The following is a 14,642-nucleotide window of genomic DNA, read 5'->3' on the forward strand; positions in this document are numbered from 1 at the left end:
TAGGGGGCCGAGGCGCGCCCGCCACAACCGGGCGGGAACGCCAAGTCGATGGAGCACGAAACTGTTCGGAGCCTATTCAGTCCCTGTGACCCCTGGCCTGTCCACGGCCCCTGCTGTCACACGATCGCCATTCGGCCGCAATCAGCCCGGCGCGTCCCTCAGGCGCCCCCTTCTGCACGGGAGTTGACCGGGGTAGCGTCCGCCGCATGCCGAAACGCACGCGCTTCACGATCTGGAGACCGTTCGTCATCGCGGCTGTCGCAGCCCTGACAGCCGCCTTCCTCAGCCCGGTCGCGGCCCAGGCGGCCGGGGCGGCCCCGCGCGAGAGCCGTCCCGTCTACTCCTACGCCGACGCCATCCGCGAGGCGGTCTGGGTGGACACGGGCCTCGACTCCGACGGCGACGGAAAGACCGACCGCGTCGCCGCGGACATCGTCCGGCCCGCCGAACCCGCCGCGCAGGGCCGCAAGGTGCCGGTCATCATGGACGCCAGCCCCTACTACTCCTGCTGCGGACGCGGCAACGAGAGCCAGCTCAAGACGTACGACGCCGACGGCAACATCGTCCGGATGCCGCTGTTCTACGACAACTTCTTCGTGCCCCGCGGCTACGCAGTCGTCGGCGTCGACCTGGCCGGCACCAACCGTTCCGACGGCTGTGTCGATGTCGGCGGCCGCTCGGACATCCAGTCCGCGAAGGCCGTGGTCGACTGGCTGAACGGCCGCGCCAAGGCGTACAGCAGCCGCACCGGCGGCACCACCGTCAAGGCCACCTGGACCAACGGCAGGACGGGCATGATCGGCAAGAGCTGGGACGGCACCATCGCCAACGGTGTCGCCGCCACCGGCGTCAAAGGCCTCCAGACGATCGTCCCGATCAGCTCCATCTCCTCCTGGTACGACTACTACTTCGCCCAGGGCGCCCCGCTCTACGACTCCGGACCCGACTGGCTGGCCGGCGCGGTGGAGAGCGACGCGGCCTACGCCAAGTGCGCCGCCGTACAGCAGAAGCTGGTCGACGGCGCGCCGCGCACCGGCGACTGGACCGGTCTGTGGACCGAGCGGGACTACGTCAAGGACGCCTCCAAGGTGCGTGCCAGCGTGTTCCTCGTGCACGGCATGCAGGACCTCAACGTCCGCACCAAGAACTTCGGCCAGTGGTGGGACGCGCTCGCCAAGAACGGCGTCGAGCGCAAGATCTGGCTCTCCCAGACGGGCCATGTCGACCCCTTCGACTACCGGCGCGGCGCCTGGGTCGACACCCTGCACCGCTGGTTCGACCATGAACTCCTCGGCTACGACAACGGCATCGACCGCGAGCCGATGGCCGACGTCGAACGCCACCCCGACCAGTGGGTGACCTCGTCCGTCTGGCCGCCGCGCGGTACGCAGGCCACCACCCTGCGCCCCGCCACCGGCACCCGGGCGGGCGTGGGCACCCTCGGCCTGAGCCGGAGCTCCGGCACCGAGACGTTCACGGACGACCCGCGGCAGAGCGAGACCGACTGGGCGGCCCAGATCGCCACCCCGACCTCGGACAAGGCCGGCTTCCTCACCGCGCCGCTCACGCACGACCTGCGCCTGTCCGGCTCCTCCAAGGTCACGGTCACCGCCACCCCGACCACCTCGACGGCCCACCTGACCGCCGTCCTGGTCGACCTCGGCCCGGACACCATCCGGGACTACGCCGACGCCGCCGAGGGCATCACCACCCTCACCGACCGCACCTGCTGGGGCGAGAGCACGGCCGGTGACAGCGCCTGCTTCCTGGAGACCGCCGCCAAGACCAAGTCCGTCGACTACACGGTCCTCAGCCGCGGCTGGGCCGACCTCGGCACCTACGCCGACCCCGGCAAGGGCGTCCCGCTCACCCCGGGCAAGGCCTACACGATCACCCTCGACCTGGCGGCCACCGACCATGTCGTACCCAAGGGGCACCGCCTGGCGCTGATCGTCGCGGGCACGGACAAGGACCTCATCGATCCGCCGTCCACGACGCCGACGCTCACCCTGGACCTGTCCCGTACCGCGGCCAGGGTCCCGCTCGTCGGCGGAGCTGCCGCGTTCGCCCGCGCGACCTCCGCGAGCTGGACCGCGCCCGAGGCGGGCGCCCTGACCGGCGTGCGTGCCCCGCACACCGCGCTGCGCGTCCCGCTGAGCTGACCGATCAGGCGGCCGGGCCCGGATCCACCAGCCCGGCCGCCTGACGGGCACACCCCCAGGCCACAGTGACCCCGGCCCCGCCGTGCCCGTAGTTGTGCACCAATACCCGCCCGTCCGGAAGGAGTTCACGTTCCAGCCGGACCGCCTCCCGGTACGGCCGCAGCCCCGCCCGGTGCCCGAGCACCCGCGCCCCGGCGATCTCCGGCCGTACCGCCGCACAACGCGCCACGATCCCGGCCGCGATGTCCGGATCCGGTTCCAGGGACCAGGCGTCCTCCTCCGCCGTACCCCCGAGCAGCAACCCGCCCGGCTGCGGGAAGAAGTAGGCGGAGACACCCTCTTCGGATCCCTCTTCGAATCCCTCTTCGGATCCTCCGCCGGGCCTCCCGTCGGGCGCGTCGACGGACGTGTACCAGGTGGTGATCCCCGGGTTCTCCACCACGACCAGCTGCCCGCGCACCGGACGCACGGCCGGATCCGGAACAAGCGAACGAGCCCCGAGCCCGGTGCAGTTGACCACAGCAGCCGCAGGCACCTCACCCAGCCCGAACACCACCCGCTTCTCGACCGTCCCGCCCGCCTTGTCCAACCGCTCCCGCAACCAGGCCAGATGGACCGGCATGTCGATCAACGGCAGCCGCGCCGAAACCCCCTCGGCCGTGTCGGTCAGCCCCGGCACCCGCGCCGCCCACGGACCCAGCCTGTTCAGCCGCAGCCCGCCGTGTACGCCCTCGACCAGGCGTACGCCCGTCTCCTCCGGCCGCGCCGCCAACTCCGCGTACACCGCCAGGGATTCGAGAGCCCACTCCCCGGCCGACCGCTCCGGCCGGATGCGGTACGGCCACCACAGCGCTCCCGCGACAGCCGAGGTCGTACGCTCGCCGCTCTCCCGCGCCCAGACCCGCACCCGGCGCCCGCCCTCGGCCAGCACCACCGCCGTGGTCAGCCCGACGACCCCGCCACCGACCACGATCACTTCGTCACTCAGCTCACGGTCCACGCCGGGACGTTAGCGGAATATGTCATGCCGCGCTCAGATCGTCCCGCTCTGGGGATACTCACAGCATGTCTGCCGCATACGCGACCTTCGGCCTGGCCCCGGCGATGCGCGCCGGCGGTGTCCGCGCCGACGGCGGCTACCAGGTCCACCGGGACTTCGTGGACTTCGTCGTCGACGGCGCCCCGCTGCTGTTCCAGCTCTCCGACCTGGACGCCGTCTCCCCGCTCGCCTCCGACATCCCGCCCGCGATCTTCACCGCCCAGGTCCGTAGCCTGTTGCTGGAGTCCGACGCACCGCTGCCCGAGGACCGGTACGTCATCTACGGCTGCCCCGAGTGCGAGGACCTGGCCTGCGGCGCGGTCACCGCGGTCATCGAGAAGGACGGCGACGACTACGTCTGGCGGGACTTCGCCTGGCAGACCGAGGAACACGCCGACCTGGAGCTCAACGGCTACCACGGCATCGGTCCGTTCCGCTTCCGCGGTGCCGAGTACCGCGAGGCCCTCGGTGCCCTCCTCGACGACTCCGGCCCCCCGCCGGGCCGCCGCGTCCTCCTGATCGGCGCCCGCGTCGCCCTCCTCGCCAAGCTGGCCGCCGCCCTGCGCATCATCGGCATCGGCGCCGACATCACCCGCGACGCCGAGGGCGTCCCCGCCGAGGAACTCCGCGGCTACGGCGCGGTGGCCTTCGGCCCCACGGCAGGCGAGACCGAACGGGCCGCCGTACGCAAGGCGTTCGACCGGGCCGGAGTGGAGGTCGCCTACGTCGACGGGCTCGCCCCGATCGTCCCTCTCCTCGTCGCCCAGATCGAACACGCCCTCGACCGCAGCCCGCTCCCACAGCGCCGTCTGACCCATCTGGTCGCCGCCGACGGCGCGGCCGGCATCGAGGTCACCTCACCCTGCCGGGTCCAGCTCACGGCGTACCGCCTGGACCGCCTCGCCCGCCTCCGCTCCCAGGACCTCTTCGACGGCGTCCTGGAACCCGGCAGCCACCGCATCCCCCTCGACGGCAAGGCGGCCAAGGACGGCGCCTATGTCGTCGCCCGCACCTCCGGGAGCGTCCTGGTGGCGGCGACGGCGCACTGACCGGCGGAGAAAAGGGGGCTGAGGGTGTGCTTCCCGGCGCATTAGGATCGACGTTCTGATGACTGCCACCCTCGTCGCCAAGAACCTCGCCGCCGGGCACGGCGACCGCTCGCTCTTCTCCGGGCTCGACCTCGTCGTCGCGCCCGGGGACGTGATCGGGCTGGTCGGTGCCAACGGCGCGGGCAAGTCCACCCTGCTCAGGCTGCTCGCCGGGCTCACCGCCCCCGAGCAGGGAGAGCTGCGGCTCTCCCCGCCGACCGCGGCCGTCGGCCATCTGCCCCAGGAGCCGGAGCGGCGGCCGGGCGAGACCGTGCGCGCGTTCCTCGCCCGCCGCACCGGCGTCGCCGAGGCACAGCGCGTGATGGACGAGGCCACCCAGGCCCTGGTGGACGAGGCGCCAGGGGCCGACGACGCGTACGCCACCTCTCTGGAGCGCTGGCTCGGCCTCGGCGGCGCGGACCTGGAGGAGCGGGCCGAGGAGGTCGCCGACTCCCTGGGCCTCACCGTCGACCTCGACCAGCCCATGACCTCCCTCTCCGGCGGCCAGGCGGCCCGCGCGGGCCTCGCCTCCCTCCTCCTCTCCCGCTACGACGTCTTCCTGCTCGACGAACCCACAAACGACCTGGACCTGGACGGTCTGGAACGGCTCGAACGCTTCGTGACCGGCCTGCGCGCCGGCACCGTCGTCGTCAGCCACGACCGTGAGTTCCTCACCCGCACGGTCACCAAGGTCCTCGAACTCGACCTCGCCCAGGGCCGGATCAACCTCTTCGGCGGCGGCTACGACGCCTACCTGGAGGAACGCGAGGTGGCCCGCCGGCACGCCCGCGACGACTACGAGGAGTACGCCGACAAGAGGACCGCCCTCCAGGACCGCGCGCAGACGCAGCGCTCCTGGATGGACAAGGGCGTCAAGAACGCCCGGCGCAAGGCGGCCAACGACAACGACAAGATCGGCCGCAAGTTCCGCAGCGAGGCCAGCGAGAAACAGGCGGCCAAGGCCCGCCAGACCCAGCGCATGATCGAACGCCTGGACGTCGTCGAGGAACCTCGCAAGGAGTGGGAACTGCGCATGGAGATCGCGGCGGCCCCGCGCTCCGGCGCCGTGGTGGCCACCCTGCGGGATGCGGAAGTACGACGAGATGACTTCACCTTCGGGCCGGTGTCCCTGCAGATCGACTGGGCGGACCGGGTCGCGGTGACCGGCGCGAACGGGGCCGGCAAGTCGACGCTCCTCGCCGCCCTGCTGGGCCGGGTACCGCTGGACGCCGGGCACGCCGCGCTCGGCTCCGGAGTCGTCGTCGGCGAGGTCGACCAGGCGCGCAAGCTCTTCCACGGCACAGAGGCCCTCCTGGACGCCTTCTGCGCGGCCGTCCCGGACACCGAGCCGGTCGAAGTCCGCACTCTGCTCGCCAAGTTCGGCCTCAAGCAGGACCATGTCCTTCGCTCCGCGGCGACATTGTCACCCGGGGAACGGACACGTGCGGCGCTGGCGCTGCTCCAGGGCCGGGGTGTCAACCTCCTCGTCCTGGACGAGCCGACGAACCACCTCGACCTGCCCGCGATCGAACAACTGGAGTCGGCCCTCGACACCTACGAGGGCACGCTTCTGCTGGTCACCCACGACCGCCGCATGCTGGACGCGGTCCACGTCACCCGCCGCCTGGAGGTAGCGGCAGGCAAGGTGACCGAACGCTGAGAGCCGCCTCCGGCTTCGTACAGCGGCGCGGGCACCTGTGGCGGGGACGCGGCGGGTCAGGTGGTGACCCCGAAGGGGGTGACATCCAGCTTCTCCTCGCACGGGAAGACGTATTTCGTGGGCGCCACGGTCAGCGGCCGGGAGTCGCCGGGCAGCCGTATCTCGACCCCGTACGGGGCGTCGAGGTCGACACCGCAGAACGGCCAGGACATCGTGAACGAGGTCGTGCGGCCCGGGCTGAGCAAGACGGCGGGCGGCGCCACCGCCCGGGACCGGGTGACCTTGAACGGGCGGGTGCCCGAGGTGCTCACCGGGCCGCTCTCGCAGCCCGGCGGGTCGGCCGTCGTACAAACATGGATGTTGCCGTCACCGAAGAAGGTGAGACCGGGCCAGCCGCTCAGCCGGCACGTCGAGCCCGAGCGGCTGCCCAACACGATCTGCACGGCGTACCGTATCGACTGGCCGTGGTTGTAGGCCCGGCCCGTTCCCTCCGAAGCCGTCAGGTCACGCGAGGCGCAGTCGGGGGCGGCGGGCGGTTCCACCGCTCGGGACGGTGTGTCGGAGGGAACGGCCGCCGGGCTCGAAGCCGGTGTCTCGGGGGCGTCGGTCGGCGTGGCGGAGCGCCGGGCGGGGGAGGCCGACGGCGCGGCGGTGCTGGGCCGCGCCGTAGCCTCGTGACTCACCTTTGTGTCGGAGACGGAATAGTGAACCCCCGAGTCGCAGGCCGCGGTTGCGAGCATCAGCAGCCCAGATACGACGGTGAGCCGACGGACCCTCTTCGTCTCCCGTTCACCGCCCGCCCCGCCCGGCCTCCTCTGCCGCCCGCTCCACCCGGTCCCGGTGCTCCGCCCAGACTCCGGCATCCCCGGGCGCCATGTTGGTACCGCCCGGCCGCTGCCCCGTAGCCCCGTCGACGAGTTCGCGGACGATGTCGGCATGACCGGCGTGCCGCTGGCTCTCGGCGACCATGTGGGTCAGCACCCGGTGGAGGGATATCGCCTTCGCGTTGGCGCCGGGCAGATGGCCGACCGCGTCCAGGGGCAACGCGTCGATGGTCTCGTCCGCGTGGGCGCAGGCCCGCCGGTACAGCCCGGCCATCTCCTCGCGTGTCTCGTCGGCCCGGGCCCACAGGTCGGCGTTGGGCTCGGAGTCACCGGTGATCCACAACGCCGTTGCGGCGAAGGGCCGCCCGAAGGTCGCCCCGAGGTACCAGGCCTCGGCACCGGCGAGATGCTTGACGAGGCCCAGCAGACTGGTGCCTGTGGGAGTCAGGGGCCGCCGTATGTCGTACTCGGACAGCCCCTCCAACTTCCACAACAGCACGTCACGGGCGTCCTGGAGGTACGTCTGAAGATCGGCCTTGAACTCTGGTCCACTCATGCGGCCAGTGTCGGGACCGACGGACTCTTGGTCCACGGGAATTCGCAGTGCGAGATCACACCGGGCACGCAGAACAACCAAGGGGCGCGGGGGCCGCATTCGATATGCGGCCACCGCCGCGTGCTGCGCGACCAGCCACAACGGACCCGCAGCTCCCCACGCCCTCCGGAAGGTACGGTCAGCGCTTCCCCTTCTTGCCGCCGTCCAGCAACCCGGCCCGGCGCAGAGCATCGGCCATCGCACTGTTGGCCGGCGCCGGCGCCTGCCGCGCGCCACCGCCGGCGCCACCCTGGCCCCCACGCCCGCCGCCCTGCTGCCGCTGCTGCGGCGGACGCCCACCGCGCTGACGTCGTTCGCCGCCGTCGCCGCCCTGTCGACCGCCGCCGCCCTGAGGTGCCGCCTCGTCGTCCAGCCGCAGCGTCAGCGAGATCCGCTTGCGCGGGATGTCCACGTCGAGGACCTTCACCTTGACGATGTCACCCGGCTTCACCACATCCCGCGGGTCCTTGACGAAGGTCTTCGACAGGGCGGAGACATGCGCCAGACCGTCCTGGTGGACACCGACGTCGATGAACGCGCCGAACGCCGCCACGTTCGTGACGACCCCCTCCAGGACCATTCCGGACGACAGGTCCGAGATCTTCTCGACGCCCTCCTTGAACGTGGCCGTCTTGAAGGCCGGACGCGGGTCGCGCCCCGGCTTCTCCAGTTCCTTGAGGATGTCGGTGACGGTCGGCAGACCGAACGTCTCGTCCACGAAGTCGCCCGGCTTCAGCGAGCGCAGCACGCCCGTGTTGCCGATGAGCGCGGCCACCTCCTGGTGCGACGCCTTCACCATGCGCCGTACGACGGGGTACGCCTCGGGGTGGACGCTCGACGCGTCCAGCGGGTCGTCGCCGCCGCGGATGCGGAGAAAGCCCGCGCACTGCTCGTACGCCTTGGGGCCGAGCCGTGCCACGTTCTTCAGCTGTCCGCGGGAGGTGAACGGGCCGTTGGTGTCCCGGTGGGCCACGATGTTCTCGGCGAGCCCGGAGGTGATGCCGGAGACCCGGGCGAGGAGCGGGGTCGAGGCCGTGTTCACGTCGACGCCCACGCCGTTCACACAGTCCTCCACCACCGCGTCCAGCGAGCGCGACAGCTTCACCTCGGACAGGTCGTGCTGGTACTGGCCGACGCCGATCGACTTCGGGTCGATCTTCACGAGCTCGGCGAGTGGGTCCTGGAGCCGGCGGGCGATGGAGACGGCGCCACGCAGGGACACGTCCATGTCCGGCAGCTCCTGGGAGGCGAAGGCGGAAGCCGAGTAAACGGACGCGCCCGCCTCGGACACCATCACCTTGGTGAGCTTCAACTCCGGGTGCTTGGCGATGAGTTCACCGGCGAGCTTGTCGGTCTCGCGGGAAGCCGTGCCGTTGCCGATCGCGATCAGCTCGACGGTGTGCTCGGTGGCGAGACGGGCGAGCTTGGCGATCGCCTCGTCCCACTTGTTGGCGGGGACATGCGGGTAGATGACGTCGGTGGCGACCACCTTGCCGGTGGCGTCGACGACGGCGACCTTCACGCCGGTACGGAATCCGGGGTCCAGACCCAGCGTCGCGCGCGTGCCGGCCGGGGCGGCGAGCAGCAGGTCGCGCAGGTTGGCCGCGAAGACATTGACCGCCTCGTCCTCGGCGGCCGTACGCAGCCGCAGCCGCAGATCGATGCCGAGGTGGACGAGGAGGCGGGTGCGCCAGGCCCAGCGGACCGTGTCGGTCAGCCACTTGTCGGCGGGCCGCCCCCGGTCGGTGATCCCGAACTTGTGGGCGACGATGCCTTCGTACGACGACGGCCCTTCGGTCGGCTCCTCCGGCTCCAGGACGAGGTCGAGGACCTCCTCCTTCTCGCCGCGCAGCATCGCCAGGATGCGGTGCGAGGGCAGCTCGGTGAACGGCTCGGCGAAGTCGAAGTAGTCGGCGAACTTGGCGCCCGCCTCCTCCTTGCCCTCGCGCACCTTCGCGGCGAGCCGGCCGCGCACCCACATGCGCTCGCGCAGCTCGCCGATGAGGTCGGCGTCCTCCGAGAACCGCTCGGTGAGGATCGCGCGGGCACCCTCCAGGGCGGCCTGCGGATCGGCCACGCCCTTGTCGGCGTCCACGAACGCGGCGGCCGCGGCCAGCGGTTCCACCGTCGGGTCGGTGAGCAGCCCCTCGGCCAGCGGCTCCAGGCCGGCCTCCCGCGCGATCTGCGCCTTGGTCCGCCGCTTCGGCTTGTACGGCAGGTAGATGTCCTCGAGCCGCGCCTTGGTCTCGGCGCTCCGGATCTGTGCCTCCAGCTCCTCGGTGAGCTTGCCCTGCTCGCGCACCGACTCCAGGATCGCCGTCCGACGCTCCTCCAGCTCCCGCAGGTAGCGCAGCCGCTCCTCGAGCGTGCGCAGCTGCGCGTCGTCGAGCATCTCGGTCGCTTCCTTGCGGTAGCGGGCGATGAAGGGCACCGTCGAACCGCCGTCGAGCAGCTCCACGGCAGCCTTGACCTGCCGCTCCCGTACGCCGAGTTCCTCGGCGATCCTGCCTTCGATGGACCCTGGAACCAGGGACCCGGGTGTCGTCACGATCCCGTACCGCCTTCTCACTGAGGTTGCGCGGCAATTGTGGCAGGTGACACCGACAACCGGGCCCCAGGGCGCCGTTCCGCGACACGAAGTCGTACTCCCGTCGCGTTCCCTGTGCCCCATGTGTCTCTCGAACCGGCCGTAACGGCGCTCGGCTCACCCCTTGCCGACCAGATCCGCCGGAAAGGCCCCCGCGGCGAGCGCCGCCCCCGCGAACCCCTTCGCCAGCTCGGTCAGCCGGGTCACTCCGTCGGCCCCCAGATGCTCGTAGGGTGCCCGGTCCAGCCGGTCCGTCTCCGTCTCGATCTCCGCCCGCAGGGCCGTCCCCGCCTCGGTCAGCTCGCCCGCCGCGTCGAGCAGCCCGCGCTCCCGCAGCCGCTCCACCGCGGCGTCCCAGTCGTCCCGGCTCCAGCCGCGTGTGGCGAGCACCCACTTGGGGTTCATGCCCTTGCCGGTCGCGGTGTGCGTCACCACCGCCTGCAGTCCGTCGAGACCGGCCGCGATCAGCACCGCGAGGTGCCCGTCGCCACGGTGCTCGCGCAGCAGTGTGGTCGCGTACCAGTAGGCGAGGTGGGGCTCCTCGGGCACCGGCAGATCCGCGTGCGCCGCGTACAGCGGGCGGCCGGAGCGGGAGCAGGCCTCGGTGGCACGCAGCGCGAGCCGCGCGGCCTCGGCCATTCCGGCGGAGGCCACCGCGTCCGCGCCGAGCAGCCGCCGCATCGAGGCGTCGACGGCACGGGCGCGTGCGGCGAGGACATCGCCGGGTGACGCGGTCTCCCAGACGGCCGGGACATGCCGGGCCACCAGTTCGTACTTGTAGTTGTAGAACGTGGCCGTCACCGTGCCGGGCCCGACCGGCCCCAACGCGGCGGCCCGCACCGCGAAGTTGACGGCCCGCGGGTGGGTGACCCCGAGCGCGGCGAGTTCCTCGGCCAGCTCGGGGCTGAAGAAGTGGGTCGCGTGCAGGGAGTTGAGCAGGGTGTGGCAGCGGCGGCCGGCGCGCGGCTCCAGGGCGGCAGTGGTCATGGCGAGCACGTTACCGACTGGTCGGTACGGACTTCCAGTGCCGCGTCCGTACCAAACGGCACTGGCCGGCCCTCGACGAGCTGCGGAAGTTCGGCGCCGAGCCGACAGGGGAGCGGGTCGTCACCGACGGCAAGTACGTCACCGCGGCCGGCGTCTCCTCCGGCATCGACATGGGGTTCGCCCTGCTCGGCCGGATCGCCGCAGACACCGTCGCCCAGGCCGTGCAACTCGGCATCGAGTACGACCCGCGGCCGCCCTGCGACGCGGGCTCCCCGCAGAAGGCGCCCGCCGGGGTCGTCGAGCTGCTGCGCTCGATGAGCCGGTTCATCCTCGGCCGGGAACAACCCACGTGAACCGCGGCTGACGGCGCTCCAGGAACGCGGCGACGCCCTCGGCGGTGTCGCCGCTGCCGTGAGCCTGCCGCGTCCAGTGGTCGTCGCGGTCGGTACGGCCGTTCGCGAACTCCTTCGCCGCCGCCTGCGTCAGCTGTGAGCGCGCGACCAGGATCCGGGTGAACTCGGCCACCCGCTTGGCCAGCTCGCCGTCCGGCAGTACCTCGTCGACCAGTCCGGTGCGCAACGCCCGCTCCGTGTCGATCAACTCACCGGAGTACAGCAGGTACTTGGTGGCGGCGGGGCCGACCAGGGACACCAGACGGCGGGTGGAGGAGGCCGGGTAGACGATCCCGAGCTTGGCCGGGGTCACCCCGAAGAGCGCGCCCTCCTCGGCGAACCGCAGATCGCAGGCCGCCGCGAGCTGCGAGCCGCCGCCGACACAGTGGCCGCGGACCGCGGCGAGCGTCGGCTTGGGGAACGCGGCGAGAGCCTCCTCGGCGGCGCAGGCGAGGGACTGTGCCTCGGCGGCGGAGCCCTGGAGGGTGGAGATGTCGGCACCGGCGCAGAAGGTTCCGTCCTCGCCGGCCAGCACGAGGGCCCGGACGGCGGGGTCGGCCGACAGTTCGTGCAGGAGCGGTGGCAGGGCTCGCCACATCGCGGCGGTCATCGCGTTGCGTTTGGCGGGGTTGTGGATGACGACGGTGGCCACGGCGTCGGTGACCTGGTGGGAGAGGTGGGGCTCCATACTGCCGGATGCTATCGGCGTGGCGTTGCGCGCCCAGGCGGCGGAGCCGCGGATCGACGGACCCCGCGTCCCCAGTGGTTGCAGTACAACCCTAATAGTGCGCGAAGTCGGCTTTCGTAGGACAGGAGCAGTCCTTCAATTGACGTTGTCATACGCCAACGGTCAGAAGCGTTCGATAGTTGCTGACTTGCGTTCAGGCATCCGGAGCGGAGGGGGTCGTTACCAACACTCGTCGTGTGGTGACAATCGAGCGCGAGGGTGGCGACCGGACGATGGAGAACCACGGGCGTGGGCACGACCCGCGTCCAGAGGGAGGCGGTGCTCCGCCTACGGATCCGCTGCCGTACGAAGGAGTCTGGCGGTTCACCGCCGCCGCCGTGGACGCCTCGGTCCCGCAGGCGCGGCGCGCCGTACGGGACCTGCTCCAGCGCCAGGGCGTCCCGGTCTCGGAGGACCTGGTGTACGGGCTGTTGCTGATCGTCTCCGAACTGGTCACCAACGCGGTCAAGCACGCGGCGCTGTTGTCGCCGGTGCTCGCCGTCGAGGTCGCCGTCGGCGCCGAGTGGGTGCGGGTGTCGGTGGAGGACAACCACCCCTACCGCCCGACCGCCCTGGAGGCCGACCACGGCCAGACCGGCGGCCGGGGGCTGCTGCTGGTGCGGGAGGTGGCCCGGGAGGCGGGCGGAGTCGTGGACGTGGAGCACACGTCGAGCGGCGGCAAGGTGATCTGGGCCGCCCTGCCGCTCAAACCCGCGTCGCTGCCGTGAGGCCGTTCACCAGCCCGCGGACGGGCCGGTCAGCTCCCTGATCGCCGGGCGGGCCGCGTCCAGCACGGTCATGAACCACGACGAGAAGGTGTCCCGGGCGTGCCGCTCGGTCAGCTCGGTGGCCGTCACGAAGGCGGTCTCACCGACCTCCTCCGGGTCCGGCGCCAGCGGTGCCTGCACCAGGCCGACGAACAGGTGGTTGAACTCCTGCTCGACCAGGCCGGAGGCCGGGTCCGGGTGGTTGTAGCGGACCGTGCCCGCCTCGCCGAGCAGGGACGGGGAGACGCCCAGCTCCTCGAAGGTGCGGCGGGCCGCCGCCGCGAAGGGGGCCTCACCGGGGTAGGGATGGCCGCAGCAGGTGTTCGACCACACACCGGGGGAGTGGTACTTGCCCAGCGCCCGCCGTTGGAGCAGGAGTCTGCCCTGTTCGTCGAAGAGGAAGACGGAGAACGCCCGGTGCAACTGCCCGGGTGGCTGATGCGCGGCCAACTTCTCCGCGGTCCCGATGGTCACACCCTTCTCGTCGACGAGTTCAAGCAAGATCGCGTCCGTTGTGCCCTTCGACGTGCTCTGCGTCGCGGTGGCAGGTGTGATCGGCATACCCATCCTTCGCCTCGGTCTTCGCACCAAGTCTGCCGTACGAATCCGACACTCCCGGCACTTCCCGGCACGGGCACGCCGGAAGAGGGACCCGGTAGTTGATCGTGCCCTACGGGTGTGAACGGGAACCGCCCGGGGGTGTCGAACACAAGGACGCCGGGGGAGCTCCGGCCGCCGCGTTCCGCCCCGCCGGCCGGGCGGAGAGCGGCACGATCAGTGGCAGAGCCGGGCCTCGTGCTCCGCGTGGCCGCCCGGCTCCAGCTGGAAGGTGCAGTGCTCCACGTCGAAGTGATGGCCGAGGCAGCCCTGCAGCTCATGCAGCATCTTCTCGTGGCCGATGGCGTTCAGCACGTCCGAGCGGACCACCACGTGCGCCGACAGCACCGGCAGCCCCGAGGTGATCGTCCAGGCGTGCAGATCATGGACGTCCTGTACGCCGTCCAGCGCCAGGATGTGCGACCGCACCTCTGTCATGTTCACGTCCTTGGGGGCCGCCTCCAGCAGGACCTCCAGGGTTTCGCGCAGCAGCTTCACCGTCCTCGGCACGATCATCAGGCCGATGACCAGCGAGGCGATCGGGTCGGCCGCCTGCCATCCGGTGGTCAGGATCACCGCGGCCGAGATCAGCACCGCCAGCGAGCCCAGCGCGTCGGCCGCCACCTCCAGGAAGGCACCGCGCACGTTCAGGCTCTCGTGCCGGCCGCGCACCAGCAGCGTGAGCGAGATCATGTTGGCGACCAGGCCGATCAGACCGAACACGATCATCAGGTCGCCCTCGGTGTCCGCGGGCGTGAGGAACCGCTGGATCGCCTCGTACAGCACATAGCCGCCGACCACGAGCAGCAGCAGACAGTTGGCCAGGGCGGCCAGGATCTCGGCACGGGCGTAGCCGAAGGTGCGGTTGGTGCTCGCCGGGCGGTTCGCGAAGTGGATCGCCAGCAGCGCCATGCCCAGGCCCAGCGCGTCGGTCGCCATGTGGGCCGCGTCCGCGATCAGCGCCAGCGAGTCGGCGAGCAGACCGCCGGCGATCTCGACGACCATCACCCCGAGGGTGATGGCGAGCGCCACCCGCAGCCGTCCGCGATAGGCCGCCGCGGCGGTGCCGGTGGCCGGCGCGTGGGTGTGCGCGTGGCCGTGGTCGTGCCCTGCCCCCATGAGATACGCCTCCTGTGTTCCGCCCGGGATCACAGTGAACTACGGGTGGGGGGTATCCGGCAACGCGGCAGTGAACACCGTTGTCATGTGCCCTGACC

At 71.4% G+C, this 14,642-nt stretch carries 13 protein-coding genes and 1 pseudogene; 6 read left to right on the forward strand and 8 right to left on the reverse strand.

From position 1 onward, the window contains the following. Nucleotides 1–206 precede the first annotated feature (206 nt). Nucleotides 207–2,162, forward strand: coding sequence for a Xaa-Pro dipeptidyl-peptidase (locus ABTY98_RS13740; protein ID WP_352221089.1), 1,956 nt, complete (start codon nt 207–209; stop codon nt 2,160–2,162). 4 nt (nt 2,163–2,166) lie between these two features. Here the strand turns inward: ABTY98_RS13740 and ABTY98_RS13745 are convergent, their stop codons facing one another. After that, the gene (locus ABTY98_RS13745) at nt 2,167–3,138 is read right to left on the reverse strand and encodes an FAD-dependent oxidoreductase (protein ID WP_502994229.1); all 972 of its coding nucleotides are present in this window, start codon (nt 3,136–3,138) and stop codon (nt 2,167–2,169) included. An 89-nt stretch (nt 3,139–3,227) separates the two neighbouring features. On the opposite strand from ABTY98_RS13745, the gene ABTY98_RS13750 reads away from it, so the two are divergent. Then, a complete protein-coding gene (locus tag ABTY98_RS13750; RefSeq protein WP_352221091.1) occupies nt 3,228–4,250 on the forward strand; it encodes an oxidoreductase in 1,023 nt (340 codons plus the stop codon). Between the two features lie 58 nt (nt 4,251–4,308). Continuing rightward, the gene (locus ABTY98_RS13755) at nt 4,309–5,949 is read left to right on the forward strand and encodes an ABC-F family ATP-binding cassette domain-containing protein (RefSeq protein WP_352221092.1); all 1,641 of its coding nucleotides are present in this window, start codon (nt 4,309–4,311) and stop codon (nt 5,947–5,949) included. Nucleotides 5,950–6,005: 56 nt separating this feature from the next. On the opposite strand, the gene ABTY98_RS13760 is transcribed toward ABTY98_RS13755, so the two are convergent. Continuing rightward, complete coding sequence (locus ABTY98_RS13760) at nt 6,006–6,491, reverse strand: DUF4232 domain-containing protein (protein ID WP_352221093.1); 486 nt, start codon at nt 6,489–6,491, stop codon at nt 6,006–6,008. 13 nt (nt 6,492–6,504) lie between these two features. Here ABTY98_RS13760 and ABTY98_RS13765 point away from each other — a divergent pair, with 13 nt between their 5' ends. Beyond that, nucleotides 6,505–6,627 carry a hypothetical protein gene (locus ABTY98_RS13765; protein ID WP_352221094.1) on the forward strand — a complete coding sequence of 41 codons (123 nt, stop codon included), beginning with the start codon at nt 6,505–6,507 and terminating at the stop codon, nt 6,625–6,627. Between the two features lie 111 nt (nt 6,628–6,738). Here the strand turns inward: ABTY98_RS13765 and ABTY98_RS13770 are convergent, their stop codons facing one another. The 3 genes from ABTY98_RS13770 to ABTY98_RS13780 all read right to left on the reverse strand — a co-directional run bounded on the left by ABTY98_RS13770 (nt 6,739) and on the right by ABTY98_RS13780 (nt 10,942). Continuing rightward, nucleotides 6,739–7,329, reverse strand: coding sequence for a DinB family protein (locus tag ABTY98_RS13770; RefSeq protein WP_352221095.1), 591 nt, complete (start codon nt 7,327–7,329; stop codon nt 6,739–6,741). Nucleotides 7,330–7,507: 178 nt separating this feature from the next. After that, on the reverse strand, nt 7,508–9,916 hold the full coding sequence (locus ABTY98_RS13775; RefSeq protein ID WP_352221096.1) for a Tex family protein: 2,409 nt from the start codon (nt 9,914–9,916) through the stop codon (nt 7,508–7,510). 156 nt (nt 9,917–10,072) lie between these two features. Further along, on the reverse strand, nt 10,073–10,942 hold the full coding sequence (locus ABTY98_RS13780; protein WP_352221097.1) for an SCO6745 family protein: 870 nt from the start codon (nt 10,940–10,942) through the stop codon (nt 10,073–10,075). A gap of 47 nt (nt 10,943–10,989) precedes the next feature. Between ABTY98_RS13780 and ABTY98_RS13785 the strand changes: the two are divergent. Continuing rightward, nucleotides 10,990–11,295, forward strand: a pseudogene (locus ABTY98_RS13785) (DJ-1/PfpI family protein); the annotation flags it as partial. On the opposite strand, the gene ABTY98_RS13790 reads toward ABTY98_RS13785, so the two are convergent. After that, nucleotides 11,267–12,022: an enoyl-CoA hydratase/isomerase family protein gene (locus ABTY98_RS13790; RefSeq protein ID WP_352221098.1), complete on the reverse strand. Its 756-nt coding sequence runs from the start codon at nt 12,020–12,022 to the stop codon at nt 11,267–11,269. The pseudogene ABTY98_RS13785 and the gene ABTY98_RS13790 sit on opposite strands and share 29 nt — an antisense overlap. A 272-nt stretch (nt 12,023–12,294) precedes the next feature. Here ABTY98_RS13790 and ABTY98_RS13795 point away from each other — a divergent pair, with 272 nt between their 5' ends. Then, nucleotides 12,295–12,789 (forward strand): ATP-binding protein, encoded by a 495-nt coding sequence (locus ABTY98_RS13795; protein WP_352221320.1) that lies wholly within the window; start codon nt 12,295–12,297, stop codon nt 12,787–12,789. A 6-nt stretch (nt 12,790–12,795) separates the two neighbouring features. Here ABTY98_RS13795 and idi read toward each other — a convergent pair whose 3' ends face one another. After that, nucleotides 12,796–13,389 carry an isopentenyl-diphosphate Delta-isomerase gene (gene idi / locus ABTY98_RS13800; RefSeq protein ID WP_352221099.1) on the reverse strand — a complete coding sequence of 198 codons (594 nt, stop codon included), beginning with the start codon at nt 13,387–13,389 and terminating at the stop codon, nt 12,796–12,798. Nucleotides 13,390–13,602: 213 nt separating this feature from the next. Beyond that, nucleotides 13,603–14,544, reverse strand: a complete 942-nt coding sequence (locus ABTY98_RS13805; RefSeq protein ID WP_352221100.1) for a cation diffusion facilitator family transporter — start codon at nt 14,542–14,544, stop codon at nt 13,603–13,605. Nucleotides 14,545–14,642: the final 98 nt, after the last annotated feature.

Origin of the sequence: Streptomyces sp. NPDC096040 (assembly GCF_040303265.1) — a bacterium.
In the GTDB taxonomy this organism is placed as follows: Bacteria; Actinomycetota; Actinomycetes; order Streptomycetales; family Streptomycetaceae; genus Streptomyces.

What these genes read in the sequence shown, in the direction of transcription:
- ABTY98_RS13805 (WP_352221100.1), bottom strand. Translation starts at nt 14,544, where the DNA reads ATGGGGGCAGGGCACGACCACGGCCACGCGCACACCCACGCGCCGGCC.
- ABTY98_RS13790 (WP_352221098.1), bottom strand. Translation starts at nt 12,022, where the DNA reads ATGGAGCCCCACCTCTCCCACCAGGTCACCGACGCCGTGGCCACCGTC.
- ABTY98_RS13795 (WP_352221320.1), top strand. Translation starts at nt 12,295, where the DNA reads ATGGAGAACCACGGGCGTGGGCACGACCCGCGTCCAGAGGGAGGCGGT.
- ABTY98_RS13780 (WP_352221097.1), bottom strand. Translation starts at nt 10,942, where the DNA reads ATGACCACTGCCGCCCTGGAGCCGCGCGCCGGCCGCCGCTGCCACACC.
- ABTY98_RS13750 (WP_352221091.1), top strand. Translation starts at nt 3,228, where the DNA reads ATGTCTGCCGCATACGCGACCTTCGGCCTGGCCCCGGCGATGCGCGCC.
- idi (WP_352221099.1), bottom strand. Translation starts at nt 13,389, where the DNA reads ATGCCGATCACACCTGCCACCGCGACGCAGAGCACGTCGAAGGGCACA.
- ABTY98_RS13740 (WP_352221089.1), top strand. Translation starts at nt 207, where the DNA reads ATGCCGAAACGCACGCGCTTCACGATCTGGAGACCGTTCGTCATCGCG.
- ABTY98_RS13755 (WP_352221092.1), top strand. Translation starts at nt 4,309, where the DNA reads ATGACTGCCACCCTCGTCGCCAAGAACCTCGCCGCCGGGCACGGCGAC.
- ABTY98_RS13770 (WP_352221095.1), bottom strand. Translation starts at nt 7,329, where the DNA reads ATGAGTGGACCAGAGTTCAAGGCCGATCTTCAGACGTACCTCCAGGAC.